Source organism: Pseudonocardia sp. EC080619-01 (assembly GCF_001420995.1).
Lineage (GTDB): Bacteria > Actinomycetota > Actinomycetes > Mycobacteriales > Pseudonocardiaceae > Pseudonocardia.
The window spans coordinates 4,278,202-4,291,807 of the sequence record NZ_CP012184.1; the positions used below are offsets into that span (position 1 = coordinate 4,278,202).

Sequence of the window (13,606 nt, forward strand, 5' to 3'; positions counted from 1 at the left end):
GTTCCCATTCTGTCGTCGGACCGACATGGTGTACCGATGGAGCTGCGCCAGCTGGAGTCGTTCGTGGTGGTCGCCGAGGAGCTGCACTTCGGCCGGGCCGCCGCCCGGCTGCAGGTGTCCGGGCCACCGCTGTCCCAGCAGATCCGCCGCCTGGAACGCGAGGTCGGTACGGCGCTGTTCGACCGGCACACCCGGGCCGTCGCGCTCACCCCCGCGGGCGAGGCGTTCCTCCCGCTCGCGCGCCGCGCCATCGCCGCCGCGGGGGAGGCCGTGACCGCGGCCCGGCAGGCCGCCGACGGCGGCACCGGCACGGTGCGGCTCGGGTTCGCCGGGCCCAGCTCCAACCGGTGGCTGTACGCGACCGCCCGCCGGTTCCGCGAGCGTCACCCGCTCGCCCGGCTGGCGCTGTCCACCGGCCGGTTCTCCGGGGAGCTGGCCGAAGACCTGCGCGCCGACCGGATCGACGCCGCACTGATCCGCACCCCCGTGGACGACGAGGGCCTCGTCGTCCACGAGCTGGCCCGCCAGCGGCTGATGGCGGCACTGCCCGACGAGCATCCGCTGGCCGGGCGGGACGTGCTGGACCTCGCCGAGCTGGCCCACGAGCGGTTCGTCGCCTACCCGTCGGCGCGGATGGCGCTGATGCGCACCGCCGTCGACGCGGCCTGCCTGCGGGCCGGGTTCATGCCCCGGATCGAGCAGGAGGCGCCGGAGACGCACACCCTGCTGTCGCTGGTCGGCGCCGGCGTGGGCGTGGGTCTCGCCCTCGACGCCACCGCCGACCTGCGCACGCCCGGGGTGGTGCTGGTCGAGCTGGCGGACCCGCCGCTGGTGGCGCTGGCGCTGGCGTGGAAGCGGGAGGGGTCGAACCCGGTGCTCCCGGCGCTGCTCGACGCGGCGGGAGTTCGTGCATGATCGGCACATGACCGACCTGACCGGACTGCACGCCGTCGTCACCGGAGGGAACGGGGGCATCGGCCTGGCGCTGGCCACCGGTATCGCGCGGGCCGGCGGATCCATCACGATCTGGGCCCGGGACACCGCGAAGTCGGCGGCGGCCGTCGACGGATTGCAGGGGATCGGCGCGATCGCCCGCGCCGTCACCTGCGACGTCGCCGACGAAGCGTCGGTCGGGCGGGCGATGGCGGAGACGGTGGAGCGCGGCGGGCCGCTCGGCTGCGTCGTCGCGAACGCCGGGACCACCGACGCGCGGCCGATCACCGACACCACGCTGGAGGACTGGCGCCGGGTCACCGCGACCAACCTGGACGGCGCGTTCCTCACCTGCCGTGAGGGTGCCCGGCGGTTCGTCGAACAGGGCACCGGCGGCTCGATGATCCTGGTGTCGTCCATGGTGTCCCGCTACGGCGCCCGCGGCCAGGCCGCCTACGCCGCCAGCAAGACCGGCATGCTCGGGCTCTCCCGCACGCTCGCCGTCGAGCTGGCGCGGCACCGGGTGCGGGTTAACGCCGTCGTCCCGGGCTGGACGCGGACCGCGCTGGCCGCCCCCGCCCACGACGACGACCGGTTCCGCGCCGCCACCACCGCGCGGACGCCGGTGCGGCGCTGGGCCGAGCCGGACGAGTTCGAGCGCGTGGGCGCCTACCTCGCCGACCCGGCCCAGACCTTCCACACCGGCGACGAGATGGTCGTCGACGGCGGCTACTCGGTGTTCTGAGCCCGGCCGGCCCGACACGCCGGACGTCGCGACACGCCGGTCACCACATCACCCCGCCGGGTGGTGCGCTCCGCGCCCCGGAGCGCCGGAACGGTGACCCTGGGCGATCGGGGGCTGCGGCACCGAGACGCACCGTGTCGGGTGTCCTGGGAAACGCGGTCCGTGGCGACTCACACCCACTCTTTCGGTGTCACCGACCCACTCATCACTCGACCGGGTCGCAGCCGTATCTCCGGCTGCGACCGGCTGCCTACCGTCCGCAATGTCGTGACGCACAGGCGTCCCGATGGTGCTCACACGGCACGTCCGTCCCACCGGACACGATCGGGGAGAAAGATCATGCGCAGGAAACTCGCGGTCACCGGCGCCGCAGTCGTCGCGACACTCGTCGCGTTCAGCCCGCTGGCGTCGGCCGCACCGGCCGACGAGTGGGACGGCGACGGCGACTCGTTCGTCCAGGACGTCGGCAACACCCGGGGCGACCAGTTCGGCCTGGTGAACCTCGACGACGTCAACGTCCTCAACAACGCCAACGTCTGCCCGGGCGTCAACGCCGCGGTCGGCAACGTGCTCGGCATCCTCGGCGGAGGCGCCGCGCAGAACAAGGGGAACCCGACCAGCTGCGACTGACCCGCCGGTCGGAGTACCGGCACGCGTTCCGCCCCGCACCCCGCCGCCACGGGGCGCGGGGCGGATCCGTGTCGGGACCGGTCAGTGGAAGACGTAGTCGGCCGGCTCGACCCGCTTCGTGCGCGCGTCGTAGTCCCGCATGTAGCCGGGCCAGTTGGTGACGATCCGGCCCGAGTCGTCGCGGTACCAGGAGTCGCACCGCAGCCAGGCCGTACCGCCGAACCGGGCCTGGATCTCCTCGTCGTAGGCGCGCTCGACGTCGGCCCGCACCTCGACCCCGCTCGACCCGCGGCGTGCGGCCTCCTGCAGCGCCTCGCGCACGTACCGGGCCTGGTGCTCCAGGTAGCGGACGATGGAGCCGCCCGAGGTGTTCGTGTTCGGTCCGTAGAGGACGAACAGCGACGGGAACCCGGGCACGGTCATCCCCAGGTAGGCGTGGGCGCCGTCGGCCCACTCGTCGGTCATGGACCGTCCACCGGGGCCGGTGATCTCCATCGGGAACATGAAGTCGGTGGCCGCGAACCCGGTGCCCCAGATGATCGTGTCGACCTCGTGCAGCCGCCCGTCGCCGGTGCGGACGCCCTCGGGGACGATCTCGGTGACCCGCTCCGTCTCGAGCGTGACGTTGTCCCGCTGCAGCGCGGGCAGCCAGTGCGAGCTGAACAGGATCCGCTTGCAGCCGAACGTGTAGTCCGGCCACGCCCTGCGCCGGACCTCCGGGTCGCGCAGCTGCATCCGCATGAACAGCGTCGAGTAGAGCCTGCCGAGCCGGCCCCAGGTCGACGGGTGCCGGATCATCAGCGTCAGCGACTCGCAGTACTCGGTGATGAACCGCCGCCGCCAGCGCCGCAGCGCGGGGATCCGCCGGATCGCGCCCTGCCACCAGGCGGGGAAGCGCCGGTTGCGGCGCGGCAGGAACCAGTTCCCGGACCGCTGGAAGACGGTCATGTGCCCGACCTCGGGCGCGATCGCCGGCACGAACTGCACCGCGCTGGCCCCCGTCCCGATGACGGCGACGCGGCGGCCCCGCAGGTCGTGGTCGTGGTCCCAGCGTGCCGAGTGGAAGGTGTGCCCGGCGAACGAGTCCTTGCCGGGGATGCCGGGGGTGACCGGGGTGTTGAGCTGGCCGGTCGCGACGATCAGCACGTCGACCGTCCACGTGCGGCCGCCCTCGGCGACGACCGTCCACGGCCCGTCGGCGTCCGGCCGGTCCGCCGAGACGATCCGGGTGCCGGTCTCGATGAGGTCGTCGACGCCGAACTCCTTCGCCACGTCCTGCAGGTAGGCGAGGATCTCCGGCTGCGGGGAGCACAGCCGTGACCAGTCGCTGCGCTGCGCGAACGAGAACGAGTAGAGGTGGCTCGGCACGTCGCAGGCCGCACCCGGGTAGGTGTTGTGCAGCCACGTGCCGCCGAGCCCGGGCGCGGCGTCCACGATCGACACGTCGCGGATGCCGTGGGCGCGCAGCTCGATCGCGGCGGCGATGCCGCCGAACCCGGCGCCGACGATGAGAACGCTCGGTGCGTGCATGGGACCTCCCTGTCGCCGCGATCACCGTAGCCGCGGATGGGCGGACCCCGGGTGCCCGTACCGGCCCCTGCGGGCCGCCGTCGCCCGGCCGTGTCCGTTTTCACCCTGCTGACCGCTGCGCCCGCCGCCCGGGCGGGAGCAGGGTGGAGACGAGCGGCCGGTTCGGGTGAGCCGGTCGGGAACGGAGCGGAACGATGGGTGTCGTCGTCGGTGTGGACGGATCGGACTCGGCCCTGGACGCCGTCCGGTGGGCCGCGCGGGAGGCCGCGGACCGGCACGCGGACCTGCTGCTGGTGCACGCGTTCGACGTCGCGGGGCTCTACGCGGACGCGGCCGTCGCACCCCTGCTCGACGACGTCGAGGAGCGGATGCGGGTCGAGGCCGAGGAGATCCTCGGGGCGGCCCGCGCCGTGGCGACCGAGACGGCGCCCGGGGTGACGGTGACGGCCCGGGAGGACCGCGGTGCGCCGGGCGCGGCGCTCGTCGAGGAGTCGCGGACGGCGTCGCTGCTGGTGCTCGGGTCGGCCGGGCGGGGTGCGGTCGGCAGCGCACTCGGCTCAGTGACACTGACGGTCGCCTCGCACGCGTCGTGCCCGCTGGTCGTGGTCCGCGGGAACACCGGCGCCGACGGCCCGGTGGTCGTCGGGGTGGACGGCGGCCCGCTGTCCGCGTCGGCCCTGGAGCACGCCTTCGCCGCAGCCTCCGCGCACGGCACCGGCCTCACCGCCCTCTACGCCTGGCACGACGGCCGGTCCCCGGCCCTGCGCGCGGCGGGCGCGTTCGACCGGTTGCGCGACGCCGAGGAGCGGTCGCTGGCCGAACGGCTCGCCGGGTGGTCGGAGCGCTACCCGGACGTCCCCGTCGAGCGCGTGATCGAGCGCTCCGAGCCGGGACGCGCGCTGGCCGACCGCAGCGAGGGCGCGCGACTGGTCGTCGTCGCCACCCGGGGGCGGGGCGGGTTCACCGGCCTGCTGCTCGGCTCGACCGGGCTGTCGCTGATCCAGCGCGCGGCCTGTCCGGTGATGCTGGTCGGCCCGTCGGCCCGGGACGACGGCTAGGAGCTGACGACCGGGTCCAGCGCGGCGGTGAGCGCGGCGACGGTGACGTCACCGCGGTAGCGCTCGCCGCGGACGTAGAGCGTCGGGGTGCCGCGGACGCCGCTGCGCACCGCCGCGTTGAACCCGGCCTCGACCCGGTCCTCGACGACCTGCGTCGCCGGCCAGACGACCCGCTCCGGCGGTACGCCGATCGCGGCGGCGTGCTCGCGCAGGTCGTCCTGGCGCAGCCGTGGCGGGCCGGGGGCGAACAGCGAGGCGTGCATCTCCCAGAACCGGCCCTCCAACCCCGCCATCTCGGCGGCCACCGCCGCGGCGAGCGCGTGCGGGTGCACCTCGTGCAGCGGGAAGTGCCGGAACGCGAACCGCAGCCGGTCACCGAACCGGGCGCGGACCTCGTCGATCACCGGGGCGGCGTCGCGGCAGTAGGGGCACTCGTAGTCGCCGTACTCGACCAGCGTGAGCTCGGCGTCCGGCGGGCCCAGCACGTGGTCGTACGGTCCGAGGGGCGGGTCGAGCCTGCTCATGGACGGACCTCCGCGTTCCCTCGCCACCCGGCGGACGGCAGGATCCTCGCATGGCGGTCACCACCCTGGTCGAGCGCGGGGATCTCTCCGACGCGGCACGACGGTTCCTCGGCACGGAGTCGGGATCGGCGGTGCTGCTGGTCGGGGCCGCGGTGGCCGCCCTGGTCTGGGCCAACCTCGGCGACGGGTACGAGAGCTTCTGGCACACCTCGCTCGCCGTGCAGCTCGGCGGCACGGGGCTCGATCTCGACCTGCGGCACTGGGTCAACGACGGCCTGATGGTGCTGTTCTTCCTGTCCGTCGGCCTGGAGATCGCCCGCGAGACGACGCTCGGGGAGCTGCGCGGGTTCCGCGCGATCGCCGCGCCGGCGGCCGCCGCGGTCGGCGGGCTCGTCGTCCCCGCGCTGGTGTTCCTCGCCCTCAACTCCGGCAGCGAGGCCGCGAACGCCTGGGGCATCGCGATCTCGACCGACACCGCGGTGATGCTCGGCGTGCTCGCGCTGCTGGGGCCGCGCTGCCCGGACCAGCTGCGGGTCTTCCTGCTGGCGCTGGCGATCGTCGACGACATCGGCGCGGTGGCCGCGATCGCGCTGTTCTACACCGACGAGGTCGACGTGCTCGCCCTGCTGGTGGCGGTCGTGCTCCTGGTGGGGCTGCTCGCCCTGCGCTACGTGCGCTTCTGGCGGACGCCGTTCTACGCCGTCGTCGGGGTGCTGTGCTGGCTGGCGGTGCTGCGGTCCGGGGTGCACCCGAGCGTCGTCGGCGTCGCGCTCGGGTTGCTGGTCAACGCCTACGCGCCGCGCCGCGAGGACATGGCCGACGCGATGGCCGTCGGCAAGAACTTCCTGCTCGACCCGACGCCCGAGCGGGCCCGGACGGCGCGGATCGCCGCGGTCGGCGCGGTGTCGCCGAACGAGCGGCTGCAGCTGCGGATCCAGCCGTGGAGCAGCTACGTGATCGTCCCGTTGTTCGTGCTCGCCAACGCCGGGGTGGTGCTCGACGCCGAGACGCTGTCCGCGGCCGCCGGGTCCCTGCTGACCTGGGGGATCGTGCTGGGACTGGTGGTCGGCAAGCCGATCGGCGTCGCGGCGGGCACCTGGCTGGTGCTGCGCACCGGGATCGGGAAGGTCCCCGACACCCTGCGCTGGGGGCAGCTGCTCGGCGGGTCGGCGCTGTCCGGGATCGGCTTCACGGTGGCGCTGTTCGTCACCGAGCTGGCCCTCGACGACGAGCTGCTGATCGCCGAGGCGAAGATCGGCATCCTGACCGGGTCGGTGCTGGCCGCGGTCGCGGGGTGGCTGGTGTTCCGGCTGGCGGGGGAGCGGGGCGGGCAGTGCTCGCCGAGCGGGTTGCCGACCCTGCCGCCGCGGCCCTGGCGCCCGGTCGACTGACCTACCGGCCGACCCGGACGTCGCCGTCCGCACCGGCGGTGAGGAAGGCCCGCAGCCGCTCGCCCTCCTCCAGCACGTCGTCGTTCTCGGCCCGGGTCAGCGCCCGCAACGGCCGTACCGACAGGCCGGTGTCGCCCACCGGGGTCCAGGTGGCGGCGACCCGGCCGTCGACCAGCACGAACCGGGCGCCGGTGACGCTGAGGCCGCGGTGCTCGTCGTCGATGATCCGGCTGCGGTCGTCGAACCCGAGGACGGCGTTGTCGAAGGCGGGCAGGAACCGCGGTGGTGCGGGGGTGTCCGGATCGGGCAGCGGGGCGTCGGGGAGGTCGAGCAGCTCGCGTCCGCGCTCGTCGCGGAAGGTCCGCAGGCCAGGCTTCACCCGTGCGACGACGGCGGGCAGCCCGGTCAGCCCGCACCAGGCGCGCAGGTCGGCGCTCGCCGCCGGTCCGAACGCGGCCAGGTACCGCCGCACCAGCTCCTCGGCGCGCGGTTCCGGATCGGGCTCGCGGCCCAGCCAGGCGTCCACCGTGGTCAGCCGGGCCGGGCCGGCGCCGTCCCAGGTGCCGCGCGGCGGGACCTGCACCAGCGGGACCACGGAGACGGCGGCGTCGGCGAGCGCCGCGTGACCGGCTCCGGGGAACCGGTCCGCCACCATCCGCGCGACCTCGCCGCCGGTGCGCGGGGCCTCGGCGAAGCACGGCCGGACGGCCGCGGCGAGCGTCTCCGGCGTCACCCCGGGCAGTTCCGCCTTCCGGGCGCCCCAGGTCCGCTGGGTGATCATCGGCTGGTGCAGTGCCCGGTGTGCCAGGCAGTCGGCGGCGGTGACCAGGTGCACCGTGCGGCGCATCAGCAGCGTGCGGACGAGTGCCCGCCCGGTCAGTGCCGCCGACGCCGGGACCGGGTCGAACGCCGCGATGCGCGACCACAGCCCCGTGTAGGGGGCGCCGGGTTCCTGGGCCTGCATCCCGCCCAGGTGCGCCACGACCCCGGCCGCGCCGGTCCCGGGCGGCCGCCGGTCCAGCAGGTGCTGGCGGGCCAGCGTGGCCCGGTTCAGCGCCCGCCGGTCCAGGACGGTCACGCGCCGAGCTCGGCCACGTCGCCGACGAACCGCAGATGGCGTCCCTCGTTCGACTCCCGGACCCAGTCCGCGACCGGGCCCGGCTCGGCCGTCCACCGGGACACGTCGCCGACCACGGCGAGCCGGACGCCGTACTGCGCGAACTTCTGCGTGATCGCACCGGCGAGCCCGCTGCGGAGCCGGAAGAACTCCGGGTCGAGACGCTCCACCGGGACGGCGACCAGGTCCGCGCCGTGCCCGAACGCGTCGCCGAGGACGTCGATCGCGTCGGCCTCGGAGGCGATCACCGGGCCGTCGGCGGGCAGGGTCAGGACCGTGGTCATGATGGGAGCACAGCAGGTCCGCAGCTCTGCGGCAACGGGGTTGCGGCGTCCGTGGAACCACGGAGGCGGCCACGGAGGCGCGCGTCCACGGTGGAGGTCATGACACTGCGCGACACCGCGACCGTGCTCGCCGCCGGCATCGCCGCGGCGGGCGCCACCTGGTACCTGGTCGGCGACCGGAGCAGCGCCGGGGCGTTCCCCGACGACCGGATCGTCGCACCGCCGCCACCCCTCCCGCCGGTCGCCGGGCACGTCGCGGGGATCGCCGTGCTGGTGCTGCTCGGCGTGCTGCTCGTCGCGATCGTGCGACGGCGGCGGGAGACCGGCCCGGCCGTGCCGGGGGCCGCGGCGCTGTTCGTCGTCGCCGGGGTGCTGGCCGGCCTGTCGTGGCGGGTCGTGACGGCCGCGACGATCGGCGCGAACATCGGCGGCGGGCTCGCGATCATGATCGTCCTTCCGCTGGCGGGGATCCTGGCACTGGTGGCGGTCGGCGTGCTCGTCGCCGGTGCGGTCCGTCGTCGTCGCCGGCCCCGCGCCGTCGCCGGTCCGGAGTAGCTCGCGGATCACAGGGCGGCGCAGGCACGACCGGCATATCGTTGAGAGCACAACCAATGCGGGTCCTGCAACGAGGAGAGGTGCCACCGTGCGCGCCGTCGTGTTCGAGAAGTTCCAGACGTTCCCGGTCCTGGCCGAGGTCGCGACGCCGGAGCCGGGGCCGGGCGAGGTCCTGCTGAAGGTCGCGGGAGCCGGCGCGTGCCACTCCGACGTCTCCGTCTACCGCGAGTTCGTCGAGGGCGCCCCCGGCTCGCAGCAGCCGCCCTTCGTGCTCGGTCACGAGACGTCGGGCTGGGTGGAGCGGATCGGGCCCGGGGTCTCCGGCGTGACCGAGGGCGCCGCGTACCTCGTCTACGGGCCGATCGGGTGCGGGACCTGCCGGATGTGCTCGAAGGGGCAGGACACCTACTGCGAGAACGCCGCGACCAACCCGTACGCCGCGATCGGCCTCGGCCGCGACGGCGGCATGGCCGAGTACGTGACCGTGCCCGCGCGCAACCTCGTCCCGCTCGGCGACGCCGACCCGATCGCGGCCGCGCCGCTCGCCGACGCCGCGCTCACCCCGTACCACGCGATCCGCGGCGCGCTGCCGCAGCTCGCGGGCGGTGGGACGTTCGCGCTGGTCATCGGCCTGGGCGGGCTGGGGCAGATCGCCGTGCAGATCCTCACCGCGCTCACCGGCGCCACCGTGATCGCGACCGACACGAAGCCCGACGCGATGGCCCGGGCCGCGGAGCGCGGCGCCGTCGTCGTCCCGGGTGGGGACGGTCAGGCCGAGCGGATCCGCGAGATCACCGGCGGTCGCGGGGTCGACGCCGCGTTCGACCTGGTCGGCGCCACCACCACGCTGAAGCTCGCGCAGGCGTCGATGGCGGTCGGTGGCCGGCTCACCGTCGTCGGGATCGCCGGCGGCACCACCGAGTGGAACTTCTTCTCGACGCCCTACGAGTCGACGATCACCAACACCTACTGGGGCACGGTCGAGGACCTGCACGACGTCGTCGCGATGTACCGCCGCGGCCAGATCGTGCCGGACGTCGAGCGGTACTCGCTGGACGACGCCCTGGAGGCGTACCGGAAGCTGGAATCGGGGGAGCTGACGGCCCGCGCGGTCGTCGTCCCGCACTCCTGACCACCGGCCCGTCGGGGAGCAGCACGCGCGTCGATAGGGTCGGCGCCGTGACCGTCCCGGACGCCCTGTCCGCCGTCGCCGGGACGCTCGGCTCCGGGGTGCTACTGGTGGCGGCGCTCGTCCTGGTCGCCGAGGCGGGGCTGCTCGTCGGCGTGGTGCTCCCCGGGATCAGCGTGACCGTCGGGCTCGGCGTGCTGGCCGGTACCGGCACGGTGCCACTGCCCGCCGCGGCCGTCGCCGCCGTGACCGCGTCGGTCGCGGGCCCCAGCCTCGGCTACTGGCGGGCCCGCCGGGCGGGCGTCCGGCCGCTGCACGACGACGCCCGGGTCCCGCCACCCGCCCGCCGGGTCCTCCGGCTCGCCGAGTCCCGGCCCGCGGTGGCCGTCGCGGTCGGACAGTGGTTCGCCGTGGCCAGGACGCTGGTGCCCCGGCTGGCCGGACACGTCCTGGCGTACCCGCGGTTCCTGCTGGTCAGCGTGCCGGTGGCGGCGGCGTGGTCGTCGGCGACGTTCACGCTCGGCACGCTGCTGGCCGCGGGGTCGGAGGCGGCGGCGCGGATCGTGTCGGTGCAGGAGATCGTGGCGTGGGCGCTGCTGGGGCTGCTCGTGGCCGCGGCGGCCTGGACCGCCGTCCGGATGGTGCGGGGTCGCCGGTAGTCCGAGGTGTCGTTCCCGTGCCCGCCCTCAGGACGGCGATCCGCCGGCGAACGGCGTCGCCCGCCACTGGTCGACGGCGGGGGCGAGGTACTCGGCCAGCACCGGCAGCTGCGGTACCAGCGCGAGCGTCGTGAGCGCCCGCAGCATGCCCACGGCGTTCACGAACGCCAGCACGTCGCGGTCCAGCGTGCGGACGCCGGAGCGGTGCGCGCCCCGGTCGTAGGCCTCCTCGAGGGCCGGTCCGAGTGCGGCCATGTCCCACTCGACCGGACCGAGGGTCACCAGCTCGAAGTCGGCGTACCGCATCCCCTCGACGCCGGCGAACACGTTGGCGGGCGGGCAGTCGCCGTGGATCGGCTGCAGCCCGGTCCCGGGGAACCGCTCCTCGAACACCGCCCGCGAGCCGACCGCCGGCTCCAGGACGGCCCACTCCCGGCGCGCCCGCTCCAGGTCGGCGGCCGGCAGGAGATCGGGACGGCTGCCGAGCCGGTCGAGCGCCTCGGTGACGAACCACGGCTCGGCAGCGGACAGGAACGACAGCGGCTCCGGGTAGTCGCGCATCGCGGCGTGCAGGGCCGGGACGCTCTCCGCGTTCGCGACGTAGTCCGGCTCGCCGCCGCGCTCCTCCTCGACGAACTGCCAGAACGTCATCGAGAACCCACCACGCTGCACCGGTTCGCGCGGGACGAGCGGGCTCGGCGGGATCACCGGGACACCCTGCGCGTCGAGCCACGCCGTCACCCCCAGCTCCGAGCGCTGCCGGCGCGCCACGGCCCCGAGGTCCGCCGGGTCCGGCAGCACGACGGGGACACGGACGACGACCGGTGCGGGATCCAGCCGGACGACGACGGAGAACAGGTCGTGCAGCACCGTCGCACCGTCGACGGCGAGCCCCAGCCCGCGGCCCGCTCCGACGGCGGCGTCGACGGCGGCGGAGGTGCGGCGGGCGAGGTCGTCCGCGGTCGCGAAGTCGGTCACGGGGTGATCGTTCCATCGTCGGCGTCGTCGCTCGCGGCGCCGTCCGATGTGCACCGGTAGCGTGGCCCGGCGTGAAGGTGACCTGGGAGGTACTGACCATCGAGGTCGGCGACCCCTCCGCGTCCGCGCGGTGGTGGGCGGAGACCGTGGGGTGGGACGTCGTCTCGGAGTCCTCGGCGGGCGTCGAGGTCCGCTCGCCGGACGGGACCGGGACCGGCCTCTTCTTCGTGCTCACCGCCGAGCCGAAGGCGGAGAAGAACCGGCTCCACCTGGACCTCTATGCGGAGGACCAGGGCGCGACGGCGCAGCGCCTGGTCGAGCGCGGGGCGGAGCGGGTGGACGTCGGGCAGTCGCCGGACGCGGAGTGGATCGTCCTCAGGGATCCGGACGGCCACGAGTTCTGCCTGCTGGAGCCACGGAACGACTGACGGCTCCTGCCGCTGCCGGACCGCGCGTCCGGGGTCACGGGCCCGCGCTGCCGACCAGGTGCGCGAAGACGATCGTGTTGTCCCGGTAGCTGCCGGTGTCCTCGGCGAACGAGCCGCTGCAGGTGATCAGCCGGAGCTCGGCACGGTCGGTCGCGCCGTACACGCTCTGTGACGGAAAAGCGTCCTTCGGGAACGACCGGACGTCGTCGACCCGGAATGTGGCGGCAATTCCGTCGTCGCGTTTCACGACGATTTCCTGACCGGGCTTGATCCGTCCCAGATCGTAGAAGACCGACGGACCCTCCGCGGCCGAGTCGACGTGTCCGAGAATGACGGACGGGCCGCGGAAACCCGGCGCTGCGGAACCGCGATACCAGGCTGCCTGGTCGTACAGCGGTCCTGGCTGTGGCACCTCGAGGGTGCCGTCCGGGGCGAGGCCGACCTCGTTGACCACGGACTCCACGCCGATCGCCGGGATCGAGATCGACGCCGGAGGGGACGGTGGGAGGACCGCACCGGCCGGCCGGGCGTCGGCCGGGACGGTACCGACGGCGCCGACGGCACCGGTGTCCAACGGACCGGTCTCGGCCGCCGGGGCGGGCGGACCACCACCGAGCGCGGCCACGACGACCAGTACGGCCCCCGCGACGGCGAGCACGGCCGCGACGAGCAGGGCGGTCGGGCGGCGCCGTGACGGTGCGGGAGACATGACGGCTCCGATCGGTCGGGACGGGGAGTCCGGTGCCCCGGCTGCCGGGGCACCGGACTTCCGGGTAGGTCAGCCCTGCGAGCCGGACCGGCGCCGGACCGCGACCGCGATGGTCGCGGACCCGGCCAGGAGCACCGCGCCGGCCGCGAGCAGGCCGGTGTCGGTGCCGGACGTGCTGCCCCCACCGGTCTCCACGCCACCCTGCGGCATCGGCATCTCACCGCTCGTCGTGTTCACCACGATCGTCGCGATGCCGATGACGGTGCCGCCCTTCAGCGCGTCGGTCGAGAAGGCGCCGTTCAGCGCCTCGGCGGCGCCGGAGTTCAGGGTGACGGTGGTGCCGGTCAGCGTCGCGGTGCCCGCGGCCTCGTCCATCGTGATCGGCTTCAGGGTCGAGCCGTTGAGGTCGAACAGCGTGGTCGACTCGGCGACGGTCTGGCCGCCGGCGCGGACCCGGCCGGTCAGGACGGCCGGGTCGCCCGGGTCGATCACGAAGTTGTCCAGCGTGACCTCGGTGTCGCCCTTGGTCAGGGTCAGGCCGCTGCCCTGGTGCTCGATGCGCCCCTGGACGTAGGGCAGCACCTCCTCGGGCTTGTAGACCGAGACGTTGCCGCCGGTGATCGGGAACGACGCGGAGCCGTCGGCGATCGAGGCGTCGCCGAACGGGGCCGGGGTGACGCCGAGCGACTCCAGCGCGCCGGTGAAGCCGCTGTCGAGCTTCACCGAGGTGGACTTGCCGGTCAGGTTCGAGATCATCGCGATCGGCGGCGGCTGCTCCTGCGCGGAAGCCGCGCCGGCACCCACCACGGTCGCCGCCGCGGCGACCACCCCGATGGCGGTCAAGGTCGCCAAGCGTCGAACGGAACGCAACATCGGATTCTCCTCCGGCACCGGTCCACGGGCGGTTCCCGCGACCTTTCCCTCGTTCTTCGACAT

The 13,606-nt window shown here is 74.5% G+C and carries 16 protein-coding genes; 9 read left to right on the forward strand and 7 right to left on the reverse strand.

Annotation, left to right across the window (positions count from 1 at the left end):
• Window positions 1-36: 36 nt before the first annotated feature.
• The 3 genes from AD017_RS19995 (at window position 37) to AD017_RS20005 (ending at window position 2,308) form a co-directional block, all read left to right on the forward strand.
• Window positions 37-915, forward strand: coding sequence for a LysR family transcriptional regulator (locus AD017_RS19995; protein ID WP_060575105.1), 879 nt, complete (start codon window positions 37-39; stop codon window positions 913-915).
• A 7-nt stretch (window positions 916-922) separates the two neighbouring features.
• Complete coding sequence (locus AD017_RS20000) at window positions 923-1,678, forward strand: SDR family NAD(P)-dependent oxidoreductase (RefSeq protein WP_060575106.1); 756 nt, start codon at window positions 923-925, stop codon at window positions 1,676-1,678.
• 339 nt (window positions 1,679-2,017) lie between these two features.
• Window positions 2,018-2,308, forward strand: a complete 291-nt coding sequence (locus AD017_RS20005) for a hypothetical protein (protein ID WP_010228145.1) — start codon at window positions 2,018-2,020, stop codon at window positions 2,306-2,308.
• Between the two features lie 81 nt (window positions 2,309-2,389).
• Here AD017_RS20005 and AD017_RS20010 read toward each other — a convergent pair whose 3' ends face one another.
• A complete protein-coding gene (locus tag AD017_RS20010; protein WP_010228144.1) occupies window positions 2,390-3,838 on the reverse strand; it encodes an NAD(P)/FAD-dependent oxidoreductase in 1,449 nt (482 codons plus the stop codon).
• Between the two features lie 194 nt (window positions 3,839-4,032).
• Here AD017_RS20010 and AD017_RS20015 point away from each other — a divergent pair, with 194 nt between their 5' ends.
• Window positions 4,033-4,896, forward strand: coding sequence for a universal stress protein (locus AD017_RS20015; RefSeq protein ID WP_010228143.1), 864 nt, complete (start codon window positions 4,033-4,035; stop codon window positions 4,894-4,896).
• Here the strand turns inward: AD017_RS20015 and AD017_RS20020 are convergent.
• Entirely contained in the window at window positions 4,893-5,420 is a 528-nt protein-coding gene (locus AD017_RS20020) for a DsbA family protein (protein WP_010228142.1), read from the reverse strand. The genes AD017_RS20015 and AD017_RS20020 overlap by 4 nt on opposite strands.
• Window positions 5,421-5,470: 50 nt before the next feature.
• Between AD017_RS20020 and nhaA the strand changes: the two genes are divergently transcribed.
• Window positions 5,471-6,811: a Na+/H+ antiporter NhaA gene (gene nhaA, locus AD017_RS20025; RefSeq protein WP_010228141.1), complete on the forward strand. Its 1,341-nt coding sequence runs from the start codon at window positions 5,471-5,473 to the stop codon at window positions 6,809-6,811.
• A 1-nt stretch (window position 6,812) separates the two neighbouring features.
• On the opposite strand, the gene AD017_RS20030 is transcribed toward nhaA, so the two are convergent.
• Together AD017_RS20030 and AD017_RS20035 are read right to left on the reverse strand one after the other, a co-directional pair.
• The gene (locus AD017_RS20030) at window positions 6,813-7,889 is read right to left on the reverse strand and encodes a winged helix DNA-binding domain-containing protein (protein WP_060575107.1); all 1,077 of its coding nucleotides are present in this window, start codon (window positions 7,887-7,889) and stop codon (window positions 6,813-6,815) included.
• On the reverse strand, window positions 7,886-8,212 hold the full coding sequence (locus AD017_RS20035; protein ID WP_060575108.1) for a DUF4180 domain-containing protein: 327 nt from the start codon (window positions 8,210-8,212) through the stop codon (window positions 7,886-7,888). The genes AD017_RS20030 and AD017_RS20035 overlap by 4 nt, the downstream gene beginning before the upstream one ends.
• Window positions 8,213-8,311: 99 nt before the next feature.
• Between AD017_RS20035 and AD017_RS20040 the strand changes: the two genes are divergently transcribed.
• From AD017_RS20040 to AD017_RS20050, 3 genes are all read left to right on the forward strand, one after another.
• Entirely contained in the window at window positions 8,312-8,767 is a 456-nt protein-coding gene (locus AD017_RS20040) for a hypothetical protein (protein WP_145982543.1), read from the forward strand.
• 88 nt (window positions 8,768-8,855) lie between these two features.
• Entirely contained in the window at window positions 8,856-9,899 is a 1,044-nt protein-coding gene (locus AD017_RS20045; RefSeq protein ID WP_060575110.1) for an NAD(P)-dependent alcohol dehydrogenase, read from the forward strand.
• A 47-nt stretch (window positions 9,900-9,946) separates the two neighbouring features.
• Window positions 9,947-10,555, forward strand: a complete 609-nt coding sequence (locus AD017_RS20050; protein ID WP_060575111.1) for a DedA family protein — start codon at window positions 9,947-9,949, stop codon at window positions 10,553-10,555.
• 27 nt (window positions 10,556-10,582) lie between these two features.
• Here the strand turns inward: AD017_RS20050 and AD017_RS20055 are convergent, their stop codons facing one another.
• A complete protein-coding gene (locus tag AD017_RS20055; protein ID WP_060575112.1) occupies window positions 10,583-11,533 on the reverse strand; it encodes a phosphotransferase in 951 nt (316 codons plus the stop codon).
• A 71-nt stretch (window positions 11,534-11,604) separates the two neighbouring features.
• On the opposite strand from AD017_RS20055, the gene AD017_RS20060 reads away from it, so the two are divergent.
• Entirely contained in the window at window positions 11,605-11,961 is a 357-nt protein-coding gene (locus AD017_RS20060; RefSeq protein WP_060575113.1) for a VOC family protein, read from the forward strand.
• A gap of 34 nt (window positions 11,962-11,995) precedes the next feature.
• On the opposite strand, the gene AD017_RS20065 is transcribed toward AD017_RS20060, so the two are convergent.
• Both AD017_RS20065 and AD017_RS20070 read right to left on the reverse strand, forming a co-directional pair.
• Window positions 11,996-12,670 carry a class F sortase gene (locus AD017_RS20065; protein ID WP_060575114.1) on the reverse strand — a complete coding sequence of 225 codons (675 nt, stop codon included), beginning with the start codon at window positions 12,668-12,670 and terminating at the stop codon, window positions 11,996-11,998.
• Window positions 12,671-12,739: 69 nt separating this feature from the next.
• Complete coding sequence (locus tag AD017_RS20070; protein WP_010228130.1) at window positions 12,740-13,522, reverse strand: hypothetical protein; 783 nt, start codon at window positions 13,520-13,522, stop codon at window positions 12,740-12,742.
• Window positions 13,523-13,606: the final 84 nt, after the last annotated feature.

What these genes read in the sequence shown, in the direction of transcription:
- nhaA (WP_010228141.1), top strand. Translation starts at nt 5,471, where the DNA reads ATGGCGGTCACCACCCTGGTCGAGCGCGGGGATCTCTCCGACGCGGCA.
- AD017_RS20035 (WP_060575108.1), bottom strand. Translation starts at nt 8,212, where the DNA reads ATGACCACGGTCCTGACCCTGCCCGCCGACGGCCCGGTGATCGCCTCC.
- AD017_RS19995 (WP_060575105.1), top strand. Translation starts at nt 37, where the DNA reads ATGGAGCTGCGCCAGCTGGAGTCGTTCGTGGTGGTCGCCGAGGAGCTG.
- AD017_RS20005 (WP_010228145.1), top strand. Translation starts at nt 2,018, where the DNA reads ATGCGCAGGAAACTCGCGGTCACCGGCGCCGCAGTCGTCGCGACACTC.
- AD017_RS20000 (WP_060575106.1), top strand. Translation starts at nt 923, where the DNA reads ATGACCGACCTGACCGGACTGCACGCCGTCGTCACCGGAGGGAACGGG.
- AD017_RS20065 (WP_060575114.1), bottom strand. Translation starts at nt 12,670, where the DNA reads ATGTCTCCCGCACCGTCACGGCGCCGCCCGACCGCCCTGCTCGTCGCG.
- AD017_RS20040 (WP_145982543.1), top strand. Translation starts at nt 8,312, where the DNA reads ATGACACTGCGCGACACCGCGACCGTGCTCGCCGCCGGCATCGCCGCG.
- AD017_RS20015 (WP_010228143.1), top strand. Translation starts at nt 4,033, where the DNA reads ATGGGTGTCGTCGTCGGTGTGGACGGATCGGACTCGGCCCTGGACGCC.
- AD017_RS20020 (WP_010228142.1), bottom strand. Translation starts at nt 5,420, where the DNA reads ATGAGCAGGCTCGACCCGCCCCTCGGACCGTACGACCACGTGCTGGGC.
- AD017_RS20010 (WP_010228144.1), bottom strand. Translation starts at nt 3,838, where the DNA reads ATGCACGCACCGAGCGTTCTCATCGTCGGCGCCGGGTTCGGCGGCATC.